Origin of the sequence: Mycolicibacterium holsaticum DSM 44478 = JCM 12374 (assembly GCF_019645835.1) — a bacterium.
In the GTDB taxonomy this organism is placed as follows: Bacteria; Actinomycetota; Actinomycetes; order Mycobacteriales; family Mycobacteriaceae; genus Mycobacterium; species Mycobacterium holsaticum.
Genome location: NZ_CP080998.1, coordinates 819,132 through 830,927, shown reverse-complemented (window position 1 = coordinate 830,927; position 11,796 = coordinate 819,132). Strand labels below are relative to the sequence as shown.

At 66.5% G+C, this 11,796-nt stretch carries 14 protein-coding genes and 4 tRNA genes; 6 read left to right on the top strand and 12 right to left on the bottom strand.

Annotated features, from left to right (window positions below; all coding sequences use genetic code 11):
* Positions 1-4 precede the first annotated feature (4 nt).
* Complete coding sequence (locus K3U96_RS04150) at positions 5-1,567, bottom strand: phytoene desaturase family protein (RefSeq protein ID WP_220692159.1); 1,563 nt, start codon at positions 1,565-1,567, stop codon at positions 5-7.
* A 54-nt stretch (positions 1,568-1,621) separates the two neighbouring features.
* On the bottom strand, positions 1,622-2,236 hold the full coding sequence (locus tag K3U96_RS04145; protein WP_069404298.1) for a TetR/AcrR family transcriptional regulator: 615 nt from the start codon (positions 2,234-2,236) through the stop codon (positions 1,622-1,624).
* Positions 2,237-2,309: 73 nt separating this feature from the next.
* Between K3U96_RS04145 and K3U96_RS04140 the strand changes: the two genes are divergently transcribed.
* From K3U96_RS04140 to K3U96_RS04130, 3 genes are read left to right on the top strand one after another with little or no spacing between them, the layout of a single operon-like run.
* Positions 2,310-2,798, top strand: coding sequence for a DUF2834 domain-containing protein (locus K3U96_RS04140; RefSeq protein ID WP_220692158.1), 489 nt, complete (start codon positions 2,310-2,312; stop codon positions 2,796-2,798).
* A gap of 27 nt (positions 2,799-2,825) precedes the next feature.
* Positions 2,826-3,278, top strand: a complete 453-nt coding sequence (locus K3U96_RS04135; RefSeq protein ID WP_220692157.1) for an ester cyclase — start codon at positions 2,826-2,828, stop codon at positions 3,276-3,278.
* Positions 3,275-4,066 carry an MBL fold metallo-hydrolase gene (locus tag K3U96_RS04130; RefSeq protein WP_069404301.1) on the top strand — a complete coding sequence of 264 codons (792 nt, stop codon included), beginning with the start codon at positions 3,275-3,277 and terminating at the stop codon, positions 4,064-4,066. Before K3U96_RS04135 ends, K3U96_RS04130 begins: the two co-directional genes overlap by 4 nt.
* Positions 4,067-4,069: 3 nt before the next feature.
* Here the strand turns inward: K3U96_RS04130 and K3U96_RS04125 are convergent, their stop codons facing one another.
* The 5 genes from K3U96_RS04125 to K3U96_RS04105 all read right to left on the bottom strand — a co-directional run bounded on the left by K3U96_RS04125 (position 4,070) and on the right by K3U96_RS04105 (position 5,890).
* A complete protein-coding gene (locus K3U96_RS04125) occupies positions 4,070-4,915 on the bottom strand; it encodes an SDR family NAD(P)-dependent oxidoreductase (RefSeq protein WP_220692156.1) in 846 nt (281 codons plus the stop codon).
* Positions 4,916-4,991: 76 nt separating this feature from the next.
* Entirely contained in the window at positions 4,992-5,576 is a 585-nt protein-coding gene (locus K3U96_RS04120) for a TetR/AcrR family transcriptional regulator (protein WP_069404308.1), read from the bottom strand.
* Positions 5,577-5,586: 10 nt separating this feature from the next.
* Positions 5,587-5,663 (bottom strand) — tRNA-Phe (locus K3U96_RS04115).
* A gap of 41 nt (positions 5,664-5,704) precedes the next feature.
* Positions 5,705-5,781, bottom strand: a tRNA-Asp gene (locus K3U96_RS04110).
* Positions 5,782-5,817: 36 nt separating this feature from the next.
* A tRNA-Glu gene (locus tag K3U96_RS04105) sits at positions 5,818-5,890 on the bottom strand.
* A 121-nt stretch (positions 5,891-6,011) separates the two neighbouring features.
* Between K3U96_RS04105 and K3U96_RS04100 the strand changes: the two genes are divergently transcribed.
* Positions 6,012-6,084 (top strand) — tRNA-Lys (locus K3U96_RS04100).
* Between the two features lie 38 nt (positions 6,085-6,122).
* Here the strand turns inward: K3U96_RS04100 and K3U96_RS04095 are convergent.
* Together K3U96_RS04095 and K3U96_RS04090 are read right to left on the bottom strand one after the other, a co-directional pair.
* Positions 6,123-7,307, bottom strand: a complete 1,185-nt coding sequence (locus K3U96_RS04095) for a serine/threonine-protein kinase (protein ID WP_220692155.1) — start codon at positions 7,305-7,307, stop codon at positions 6,123-6,125.
* A 45-nt stretch (positions 7,308-7,352) separates the two neighbouring features.
* The gene (locus tag K3U96_RS04090) at positions 7,353-8,390 is read right to left on the bottom strand and encodes an oxygenase MpaB family protein (RefSeq protein ID WP_230982461.1); all 1,038 of its coding nucleotides are present in this window, start codon (positions 8,388-8,390) and stop codon (positions 7,353-7,355) included.
* Between the two features lie 73 nt (positions 8,391-8,463).
* Here K3U96_RS04090 and K3U96_RS04085 point away from each other — a divergent pair, with 73 nt between their 5' ends.
* On the top strand, positions 8,464-9,048 hold the full coding sequence (locus tag K3U96_RS04085) for a TetR/AcrR family transcriptional regulator (protein ID WP_069405802.1): 585 nt from the start codon (positions 8,464-8,466) through the stop codon (positions 9,046-9,048).
* A 3-nt stretch (positions 9,049-9,051) separates the two neighbouring features.
* Here K3U96_RS04085 and K3U96_RS04080 read toward each other — a convergent pair whose 3' ends face one another.
* From K3U96_RS04080 to K3U96_RS04070, 3 genes are all read right to left on the bottom strand, one after another.
* The gene (locus K3U96_RS04080; protein ID WP_230982360.1) at positions 9,052-9,462 is read right to left on the bottom strand and encodes a hypothetical protein; all 411 of its coding nucleotides are present in this window, start codon (positions 9,460-9,462) and stop codon (positions 9,052-9,054) included.
* Positions 9,463-9,576: 114 nt separating this feature from the next.
* A complete protein-coding gene (locus K3U96_RS04075; RefSeq protein WP_230982359.1) occupies positions 9,577-9,975 on the bottom strand; it encodes a hypothetical protein in 399 nt (132 codons plus the stop codon).
* 158 nt (positions 9,976-10,133) lie between these two features.
* Positions 10,134-10,580 (bottom strand): hypothetical protein, encoded by a 447-nt coding sequence (locus K3U96_RS04070; RefSeq protein WP_069405823.1) that lies wholly within the window; start codon positions 10,578-10,580, stop codon positions 10,134-10,136.
* 204 nt (positions 10,581-10,784) lie between these two features.
* Between K3U96_RS04070 and K3U96_RS04065 the strand changes: the two genes are divergently transcribed.
* Positions 10,785-11,783 carry an acyl-ACP desaturase gene (locus K3U96_RS04065; RefSeq protein ID WP_069405805.1) on the top strand — a complete coding sequence of 333 codons (999 nt, stop codon included), beginning with the start codon at positions 10,785-10,787 and terminating at the stop codon, positions 11,781-11,783.
* The last annotated feature ends 13 nt before the right edge of the window (positions 11,784-11,796 follow it).

The window sequence follows — 11,796 nt, the reverse complement described above, 5'->3', positions numbered from 1 at the left end:
CGGGTCAGCCCGCGTCGGCCAGCGCCGCCTGGGCCGCGTTGTAGCCGGGAATGAACGTGATACCGGGCCCGCCGTGGCATCCGGCGCTGCCCAGGTAAAGCCCGTCGATGGGAATCGGTTGGTCCACATAGCCTTTCGGGCCGGGCCGGTTGGGACCCATCTGATCGGGGTGGATCAGCCCGTGACAGTAGTCGCCGCCGGGAGCACCGAACATCGTGCCCATGTGCTTGGGGGTGAAGGTGGTGTGCCGGATGATCAGGTCTTCGAAGTTCGGAGCCAACCGGGTGACCTTCTCGATGACGCGCCGGCCCATCTCCACCTTCATGTCGCCATAGCTGGACTGGCTGTCCTCGACGGGAAACCACAGCGAGAACGCTGAGGCGGCGTGTTTACCCTCGGGAGCCAGTGCCGGGTCGTTGACCGACGGGATCTGCAGCGCGATGGAGGGGTCGGCGGGCACGATGCCGCGGCGGCAATCCTCCCACTGCTGCTGCAACTCCTCCGGCGTGCTGAAGATGCCGATGTTCGACTGCATCGCCGGGTCGTTGAGCAGTTCGTAGGGCGCCGCGAACTCCGGGACGCCGTCGAGTGCGAAGTGCATCTGCAGGTAGCTGCCGCGGTGGTCGACGCGGGAGAACCGTTGGCGCACATCGTCGGGAACCGCCGCGGGCGCGATCATCTCGGTGATGGTGAAGTCCGGTGCGATGGCCGACACGACGACGGCCGCGGTGAAGGTCGTGCCGTCCTCAAGACGCACGCCGCGCACCCGGCCGTCGACGACGGTGATCTCCTCGACCTTGCTGCGCAACCGCAAGTCGCCGCCGTCGGAGGTGAAGACGTCGCACAGATGCTGGGTGAGCGCACCGATGCCGCCGCGCACCTTTTTCACGAGCAGCGCGTTCTCGTCGGGCACGGCGAAGCCGTACGCCAGCGCGGCGGCGGTGCCGGGGGTCGCAGGTCCGCGGTAGGTGGTGTTGCACGCCAACAACGACAGCATGCCGCGCAACGCGCCGTGCTTCTCCCGGTCGGGCAGGTAGCGGTCCACCACGTCGGTGACCGACGCGAACAGCAGGTCGGTGATGCTCGATCGCTCGAATTCGTTTGTGGCACAGGCGTACATTTCGTCCAGCGTCTTGGGCGGCTGGCCGGCGTCGAAGCGGCCCAACGCCCGCGTCGGCGCCTGGCACCAGGCCATCAGCCCGGCCATCCCATTGACGGCTTCCGCGCCGTGCACCTCGTTGATGTGCGTCATCAGCTTCATCGGGTCGGTGTAGTAGACCAACGGTTCGTCGCCGACGCCGCGCAGCGACACCGACATGACATCGAGGTCGACGGTCGGCAGTTCGTCCAGGCCCAGTTGCCGGCTCACCGTGGCTGAGGTCGGGATCTGCACCGAGCCGGCGATCTCGAAGGAAAACCCGTCGAACAACTCGACGGTGGATGCCATCCCGCCGGCATAGAGCTTGGCATCCAGGCACAGCGTGCGTCGGCCCGCCTTCTGCATCAGTGTTGCCGCCGTCAACCCGTTGTGACCTGCGCCGATGACAATTGCGTCGAAGTCCGTCATTGGCTGAGGCTGGCACGCCCGCCTGGGTTTTGTCAATATTGACAAAACTTTGGATCAGAGGGTGTCGCCGATGCCCGACCACAGCGTTTCCAGCGCCTCCCGGCACAGCCGCGCGAGCTCAGGCAGCGAGTTCTCGCTGCCGGAGTAGCCGAGCATCCAGACCTCCATCGCCCCGAACACCGCGGCCGCGATACACCGGGCGGTGACGGTGATGTGCATGCGCTGGTCGGTGCCGGGGGCGGGCGCATCGTCGCGGGTGAGGTGCTCCTCGATGGCGTCGGCGAACTCGGCCTCGACCTGGCGCATGTGCCGCACGATGCGTCCGGAGTCGAGCTCTTGGGCACGCAACGCCGCCGTGCGCACCACCGCCCAGTCGTCGTAGGGCGACGCCATGATCGCGGCGAGCACGGATTCGATGAGCGGCTCATCGGGCGAGCGTGCCGCCAGCGCGGCCCGAAACCACTGCAGCCCTGCGTCATAGTCGGCGAACAGCAGCTCGTGCTTGGAGGCGAAGTGGCGGTAGAAGGTCCGCAGCGACACCCCGGCATCCTCGGCGATCTGCTCGGCGGAGGTGTCCTCGACGCCTTGGGCGAGGAACCGCACCAGGGCGGCCTTCCGCAGCGCTTCGCGGGTGCGCTCACTGCGCGCGGTCTGGGCAGCCCGGGCCATCTGGGTAAGCTACCCCAGCCGGACTTATGTCAATATTGACAAAACTTCGGGATTTGGTGAGAGACTCCCCGGCATGGTTTCCCTTCTTGTGCACGCCGTGCTCGGGGTGGCGGTCGTCTGGTTCACCATCGCGGCCAACCCCAAGATCTTCAGTCGGCCCCCCGTCGGACCGCGGTTCTCCGCAATCGAAATCGTCTTCTGGGCAGTGGGCCTCGCGTCGATTCCGTTGCTCTGGTACCACAACATCCAGTTCGTCAACGAGTATGCGACGGCGTCGTCGAATCCCATCTGGGGCCCTGGCAGCTGGCAGGAGTTCATCGCCCTGGGCTACACCAACCCGGCGGCCAGTTCGGCGAGCGCGGACTACACGATCATCAACGTGATCCTGCTACCGCTGTTCACGATCATCGACGGGCGGCGGCGCGGGATCCGTCATCCATGGCTGTACTTCGTCTCGAGCCTGTTCACCAGCTGCGTCTTTGCCTACGCCTTCTACTTCGCCACGATGGAACGCCAGCGCCGCCATCAGCTGGCGGCCGCGGAGCTCAAGTCGCCTGCCTGAGCGCCGCGCCGGTCGTACAGTGCGAACATGACCGACAACCTGCGCCAGCGTCGCCTCGAGGTGATCCGCGAGCACATGGACACCGAGGTGAGCAAGGAGTTCGACCGGACCCTGGCGACCTTCAAGGGCCATCCGCATTACGAAATCATGGCCACCGGACAGGTTTTCGACGGCGACGACGAGGTCATGGGCTACTACCGGACCACCCGCACCGCGTTTCCCGACCAGCGCCACGACAACGTGCGCTACCACGTCGCCGACGACGCCGTGATCGTCGAGTTCGACCTGCTGGGAACCAATCTCGGCGAGTTCTACGGACTGCCGCCGACCGGTAAGGCGTTCCGCGTGCCGATCGCGGCGGTCTTCTTTTTCGACGGTGACCGTATCGTCAACGAGCGCATCTACTTCGACTCTGCCAGCCTGGTCACCCAGATCGGACGCGGCGAGCTGCTCTCCCTGGTCGGCACGGGCGAACTGTGAAAGTTCATCACCTCAACTGCGGGACCATGCATCCGCTCGGCACACCGGAATTGGTGTGTCATGTGCTGCTGGTGGAGACCGACAACGGGCTGGTGCTCGTCGACGCGGGTTACGGGCTGGCCGACTGCGACGATCCGGTTCGCCGCATCGGGCCGGTACGCCATCTCATCCGGCCGGTGTTCGACCGCGCGGAAAGCGCCGTGCGCCAGGTTGAACGACTGGGGTTCGCCCGCGACGACGTGCGCCACATCGTCTTGACCCACTTCGACATCGACCATATCGGTGGTATCTCCGATTTCCCGGACGCCGCGATCCATTGCACCGCAGCCGAAGCGCTCGGGGCGATGCACCGGCCCTCGCGCACCGAGCGGATGCGTTTTCGGCCGGTGCAATGGAGCCACGGCGCCACGATCGTGGAACACGAGCCCGACGGCGAGGCCTGGCGTGGATTCGCCGCGGCCAAACCGCTGACCGATATCTCACCGGGCATCGTGCTGGTCTCGATGCCCGGACACACCCGCGGTCACACCTGCGTCGCCGTGGACGCCGGTAACCGCTGGCTGCTGCACTGCGGTGACGCGTTCTTCCACCGCGGCTCTGTCGACGGCAGCACACGAGGACCGCGGGCGCTGATGACCTTCGAGAAGGCGGTGGCCTACGATCGAAAGCGGTTGCGGGACAACCATTCACGTTTGGCCGAACTCTACCGTCGCAACGAACCGGATTTGCTGCTGGTGTGCGCGCACGATCCCGCGCAGTTCGAGCACGCGCGGGCCACGGCCCGCTGATCCCTACTTGGCGGTGCGTCGCTGCTGGTAGGACTCGATGCGCTTGAGTATGTCGTAGTAGCGGGTGGGCGCCAGCCGCCCGAGCAGATCGAACATGCGGGCGTCGGGCCCGATGAGAATCCGCGCCCTGCCTGCCTCCACACCGCGGTGGATGACCTCGGCCGCCTCGTCGGGCTTGGTCATGGTGTGCGCGGCGAAGTCCTGCGCCATCTCTTCCTGGGTGCGGCCCCGGCCATCGGGATCCTTGCGGTAGCGGGCGTTGCGCACGATGTTGGTGTCGACGCCGCCCGGATGCACGGTGACGGCGCTGACCCCGGTGCCCCGCAACTCCTGGCGCAGCGACTCGGTGAACCCGCGAACCGCGAATTTCGCCGAACAGTAAGCGCTTTGGCCCGGCATGCCGACCAGACCGAAGACGCTGGACGTGTTGACAATGACCCCGTCGTCCTGCTCGACGAGGAGCGGCAGGAACGCCCGCGTGCCGTTGACCACGCCGCCGAAGTTGATGTCCCAGAGCCACTGGTCATCCTCGGGCACCGCGTCGAGCACGGTCGACCCCACCGTGACGCCGGCGTTGTTGAACACCGCCGCGATAGGTTGCGGCGCCCATTGCCGAACCTGATCGGCGAAGTCACGGTGGGCGGCGGCATCCCGCACGTCGAGCACCCGCAGCAGCGTCGGCCCGCGCAACGACGCCTCGGTCTCCTTCAGACCGTGCTCGTCGATGTCGGCGATGGCCACCGGACAGCCGTGCGCGGACAGGCGTTGCGCCAGCGCGCGGCCGATCCCGGACGCTGCGCCCGTGATGACCGCGGTGCGACCGCTGATCGTGATCCGCTGTTTGCTCACTGTGCCCTCCGCGTGCAGTCCCCCAGGTAGCGATAAGGTACGCCCTGGTACCGAAGTTGACAAGGCACAGACCGCGTCAGTCTGTCGGCTGGGCTGGGGCGAGAAGTGCGATCGAGGCCTCGACGGCCTCGTCGGCGATATCGGTCATGCGGCCGCCCTCCTCCACCGTGATGGCAACCAGTTCGCGCAGTCCGCCCAAGAGCATGATGATGCGCTGGCGTGAGACCGGGCCGATGCCCGCGGCGCGGAACTCATTGGTGTCGCCGAGGGTGTGCACCATCGCGATGAAGTTCTCCATCGCTTCGCGTTGCAGTCCGCGCGCGGCGCTGCCGAGGGCGGGTACGTCGCGAATCCAACTGAGCATCAGCGCCGCTCGCGATTCGCCGGAGGCGATCCAGGCCTCGATGGCCTGGCGCACCTGGGTACGCCACGGCGCTTCGGCGTCGACCGCGGCGGCGATCTTGAATACCTGGTCGGCGTTGGCGTCTGTGAGCAGCGCGATGAAGCAGGCGTCCCTGCTCTCGAAATGCTCGTAGAAGGTGCGCCGCGAGGTCTTGGCCCGTCGCACGATGTCGGCGACGGTGGTCTTCGGGTAGCCCTCTTCGGCGATGCACTCTTCGAGGGCGTCGAGCAATCGCTGGCGGAAATCGGCCGTCGTCACGCTTTCATTCTGGTGGCCAGGGCCGGGATCGAACCGGCGACCTTCCGCTTTTCAGGCGGACGCTCGTACCAACTGAGCTACCTGGCCGGATGGCACCGGTCGTCGATAAACCGACGTGCCCGCCGTTCTGGCGACCCTGACGGGACTCGAACCCGCGACCTCCGCCGTGACAGGGCGGCGCGCTAACCAACTGCGCCACAGGGCCTTACTACTGCGACTCCCATCGTACGTACGTCGCGTGTACCCCCTACGGGATTCGAACCCGCGCTACCGCCTTGAAAGGGCGGCGTCCTAGGCCGCTAGACGAAGGGGGCCAGCCGAATCTCTCCGGGGTACTCACAACGCCATGTCGTTGGGAGCCTCGATAGCTTAGGGTACCGGCAGCCCAATCCTCAAACGAGAGGGCCGTCGGGTAACCAGTATCCTGTTGCTCGCGCCCCTATAGCTCAGTTGGTAGAGCTACGGACTTTTAATCCGCAGGTCCTAGGTTCGAGTCCTAGTGGGGGCACTTTTCAGGCCTGATCGGGCACCCCGGCGTCGTCACCGTCAGCCCCTGGGCCCTTTCGGACCCTTGGGCCTCTTTGGCTCCTTAGGCCCCTTCCCGTTCTCGCGGCTGTGCCCCGGCGGACCCTGCTCGACCGGCGCTGGTGCCGGCGGCGGCGGCGGGGGCAGCAGCGACGGTGCCTGCGTGGTGGGCACCGTCGTGCTGGTGCTGGCCGGGGTCGGCGGCGGCGGGCGCGACGCCGACTCGGCGATCATCGCCGCCAAGACGATCACCACGGCGACCAGAGCGGCGGCCACCCCGAGCAGGACGCGGGTGCGGCTTCTGGGCGCGGGCGGGCGCACTGCCATGGTCGTCGGCGCGGGCAGCGGCGCGGCCAGCACCTTGGTCGGCGGCCGATGCCCCGTGGGTGCGGGCGGTTCGAACCGACCCGCCAGGGCCGCGCGCATCGCCTGCGCGCTGGTGAAGCGCCATCCCGGGTCCGGGGCCATCGCCCGCTCCACGACCGCGGCCAGCACGGGTTGCACGTCCGGGCGCAGCACGCCGACCGGTACCGGCGTGCTCTCCGCGACGGCGCGCGCCAGCTCGGCGAGGTTCTCCTGAGGGTAAGCCCGGCGGCCGGTCAGCGCCTCGTAGCCGACCACGCCGAGCGCGTAGAGGTCGTCACACGCCGTCGCGGGCGCCCCGGCGATGCGCTGCGGGCTGAGATAAGCCATCGTGCCGATGATCTGGCCGGTCATCGTGTCGGGTGTGGCGGCGCTCTTCGCGATGCCGAAGTCGGCGACCTTGGTGTGGCCAGAATCGGTGAACAGGATGTTGGCCGGTTTGATGTCGCGGTGCACGATCCCTGCGGCGTGGGCCGCGGCCAGGGCCGACAGCGCGTCGTCGAGGATCGACTGCACCTGCGGCTGCGGAAGCGGTCCGCGAGCGATCATGTCGGCGAGGGTGTACCCCGACAGCCGCTCCATCACGATGTAGGGCGTTCCGTTCTGCTCACCGCTGTCGTGCACGGCCACGATGTGCGGATGGCTCAACGCGGCGGCCGCCCGCGCCTCGCAGTCGAAGCGTGCGCGGTTGACCGGGTCGGCGAGGAACACCGGGTGCAGCAACTTGATCGCGACCGGCCGGTCGAGTCGGGTGTCCCAACCGTCGTGCACTTCCGACATCCCGCCCCGGCCCAGGACGCTGCGCAGTTCGTACCGGCCGCCAAGATTTTCTGGCGCCTGCATACCGGTAAAGCTAGCCCGCAAGGGCCCAATACAAACCTCTGCGGATCAGACCTTGGGGCTGTAGTAGTGCGGGTTGTCGCGGTATTCCAGCGGCGGCAAGTTGCGCGCCGGGGTCTCTACCAGCGGCGCATCCGCCGGTAGCCGCCCGTGGGCGCGGTCCCACGCCGACCGTTTCCGCGGGTGCATCATCACGCGCTTGGGCAGCAGTTTGGTGATCCGGTAGACCATGTTGCCGAACTGCCGGTGCAGCCACGCTTGGCGCGGTGACCAGTTGTAGCCCATCAACTCGCGCACCGGCGGGTCATACAGCCCCACGGCGAAGAAGGTCAGGACCCGTTGCATGACCTTCAAATTGAGCCGCCATGCCCAATCCGGCACCCATTCCAGCGAGGGATGCTTGGGCATCGTGGAAAGATCCATGACTTCCCTTGCCGCCCAGTTGTTTTCCAGGACGTTGGAACACATGTGGTCCCAGTACTCCTGGAACTCCTCCCAGGTCGCCGGGACCGGGCGCATGCTCATCCCGTACATCCGGTACCACGCGACGTGCTCGTCGAACAGCTGGCGCTTCTGGGCTTCGGTGAGCCCGCCGCCGAGCCATTCGGCGGCCAGCAGCGTCGACTTGAAGAACGTCGCATGGGCCCAGTAGAAGACGTCGGGGTTGAGCGCGCTGTAGCGGCGGCCCTGGTCGTCGACGCCCTTGATGCCGATGTGGTAGTCGCGCACCTGTGCTCCGGTACGCGGCGCGCGATCACCGTCGAAGACAACGCCGCCGATCGGATAGACCGACCGGAACAGCCGGGGCATGCGCTCCAGAAAGAAGATCGAGTGCTGCTGCACGGCCGCGCCCAGTTGCGGGTGCATGTTCTGCATCGAACCGGCCCAGGGACCTTGCAGCATGCCGGTCCACTGCCCGAAGTACTTCCAGGTCAGCGAGTCGGGGCCGAGCGGCTCCGGTAAGGCGTCGTATCCCCCGCTGGTCACCGGGCAGCCGGCCGCCAGCTCGGATGATTCGTCCTCCTGCCCTGCGGGCGGGTGGTGCCCCCAGGACACCGGGCATAGATCGGACGTATGTTGAGTCACTGATGAGCTTCCCATCCAGCCAGAGGGTAAATTTCTGACTACAGGCGTTGTCATCACCGAGCTTAGGAGGGATGTGGCTTCGGGTCAACGACGCGGTCGATGGTCCGGCGTTCCGCTGCAGGACCGCCAGGCGCTGCGCCGCGACGAACTCGTCTCCGCCGGGGTGGCGCTGCTGGGCAGCGAGGACGGGCCCGCGCTCACCGTGCGCGCGGTGTGCCGGGCCGCCGGCCTGACCGAGCGCTACTTCTACGAGAGCTTCGCCGACCGTGACGAGTTCGTCCGCGCGGTCTACGACGACGTGTGCGCACGGGCGATGTCCACGTTGACGACGGCCGAGACGCCCCGCGAGGCCGTCGAGCGCTTCGTCGAGTTGATGGTCGACGACCCCACAGGCGGCCGCGTGCTGCTGCTGGCGCCGGAGGTGGAACCGGTGCTGGTGCACTCCGGCGCGGAGTGGATGCCCAACTTCATCGAGCTGCTGCAGCAGAAGCTCACCCGCATCACCGAACCCGCACTGGCGACCATGGTGGCCACCGGCCTGATCGGCGCGCTCACCGCGCTTTTCACCGCGTACCTGGACGGTCGGCTGACCGCCACCCGCGACCAGTTCATCGATTACTGCGTCGGCATGCTGCTCGGCCGGGTGCCGACCTACTGACCGCTACTCGTCGGGCGTGACGACCGCGGCGAGTTCTTTTTCCTCCTGATCGGCCGCTTGCTTCTCAGCTTCGGACTTGGCTGCCCGCCCCAGCGGATGCTGTACCGACGCACCGGGATTCGTCTCCGATGCGTAGGCACCCGAGCAGTTCAACGACACCATCATCTCGCCGTCGGAATGCTCGAAGCCATCTCCGACTCCGCGAAGGAACGACGGCGCCCACGCGCCGGTGACAATGCACTCGTCCTGCGCCAACTTGTCACCGACCCGCGTGGCAATGATCGGATTCAGACCGCTCTCACCCATCGCATCGGACGCGTCAGCGAATTTCTGTCCGACGTAATCGGCTGCCGCCGTGGGTGTTCCGAGTAGCACGAGCGCCCCCGCCGCGACGGCTGCGGCGGCGACACGCAACACACGTTTCGTCCTCGACCTCATACCCGCCACACTCGCCGGGCGAGATGAACTCGGTAGAACGCCCGGATGACGTCGGTGTGAATTCCGTCGCGGCGACGTAACGATCAGAAGCTAGCCGCCGGGCGTCGACGGCACGGAAAGCTCGTTGAACTCTTCCTTCTGCGCCTTTGCTTCATCCGCAGACTTGGCCTCCCTGCCGAGCGGATTCTGGATCGAGGCGCCGGGATTCGTCGCCGTTGCGTAGTCGCCGTTGCAGTTCAACGACACCATCACCTCGCTCTTGTCGGTACGACCGTTGCGCAGGAACGATGCATCCCAAGCGTTGGTGACGATGCAGCTGGACTGCGAGAGCCGGTCACCCACCCTGGAGGCAACCACGGCGGTGCCGCCGCTGCTCTTGATTTCCTTCGTGGCATCGGAGTACTTCTTGCCCACCACGTCAGGGTCATCGTCGGCGCTGGCGACACCGGCGCCCATCAACACTGCACCGCCGACCGCGGCCGCGAACACGGGCCCGGACCCGAGAATTACGAACTTCTTCACGTCTGCTGACCTCCATATATCCGAGCGAAAAACCGCCGGAGTGATATATGGAAAGCGTATGGCGCGCAGACCAGGGCCGCCACTCGAGCAGCCCGTCTATCAGCAGTTACGTGGACCGGGCGGGGTTATTGCCCTTGCTGCGCGGCGGCAGCGGCCGCTTGCCTTGCGGCCCTGTCCTTGGCGGCCTTGGCCGCCTTGCGTTCCTGCTCCTGCTTTGCTGCGCGCCCGGCGGGGCTGGCGGCCGAGTTTCCTGGGGAGCCGGGTTCCGCCAGTGCACCGTTGCAGTTCAGCGCCACATGTACTTCTTTGTTTTTCACCGGCCTGCCGCGCCGGTTGGGGCGGCGGACCGCCGCATCCCACGCGTTGGTGACCAAGCACTTCGACTCGGCCAGGGTGGTACCCGTCCGCGTCGCCACCACGGCTTTGCCGCCTGAGCGCTGGATGATCCGCTTGGCGTCCTGGTAGGTGCGGTTAACCACATCGGGAGCAGCCTCTGCGGTGGGCGCCCCGGCGAACAGGGCGCTGCCGGCCACCGTCGCTGCGGCGACCGCGCTCGCGACAATCCTGACCATCTTCACTACCGGGCGAACCTCCGCGTCGTCGCGTGTGCTGAGTGCGAGCCCAACGATTTGCTCGCCGCACAATTAGGAGGCATCGTACCGCCTGAAAATGAGCCTCGTGATGCAGATGTGACAAGTGCGTGGCGTGACTTGAATGTCACCGGGGTACACAGATACTCTGAGTGCTACTAACAGGTACAGATAACTGGAGGCGGTATGCACGAGAACCTGACGGACCTCCACCTGCTGCGTGAACTTGAGCCTGTGGTGGAGAAGAACCTCAACCGGCATCTGTCGATGCGCAAGGACTGGAACCCGCACGACTACATCCCGTGGTCAGACGGCAAGAACTATTACGCCCTCGGCGGCCAGGACTGGCACCCCGAGGAGTCGAAGCTTTCCGAGGTCGCCCAGGTCGCCATGGTGCAGAACCTGCTGACCGAGGACAACCTGCCCTCCTATCACCGCGAGATCGCGATGAACTTCGGCATGGACGGCGCCTGGGGCCAGTGGGTCAACCGCTGGACCGCCGAGGAGAACCGCCACGGCATCGCCCTTCGCGACTATCTGGTCGTCACCCGCTCGATCGATCCGGTGCAACTCGAGCAGCTGCGCCTCGAACAGGTGACCCGGGGCTTCTCCCCCGGCCAGAACCAGCAGGGCGACCTGTTCGCCGAGAGCCTGTTCGACTCGGTCATCTACGTCACGTTCCAGGAGCTGGCCACCCGCGTATCGCACCGCAACACCGGCAAGGCGTGTAACGAAACCGTCGCCGACCAGCTGCTGGCGCGGGTCTCAGCCGATGAGAACCTGCACATGATCTTCTACCGCGACGTCTCAGAAGCGGGCTTCGATATCGCGCCCGACCAGGCGATGCACTCGCTGCACCGGGTGCTGCGCAACTTCAAGATGCCCGGATACACCGTTCCCGAGTTCCGCCGCAAGGCCGTGATCATCGCCGTCGGCGGCGTCTATGACCCGCGCATTCACCTCGACGACGTGGTCATGCCGGTGCTCAAGAAGTGGCGCATCTTCGAGCGCGAGGACTTCACCGGCGAGGCCGCACGGATGCGCGACGACCTCGGCAAGCTGGTCGAAGAGCTCGACGAGGCCTCCCAGAAGTTCGAGGAATCCAAGCAGCGTCGACTCGAGCGCGAGGCTCGTAAGGCCGAGAAGCTGGCCGCCAAGAAGGTGCTCGCCTCCAGCTCTACGTGACGGGCGTCATGGC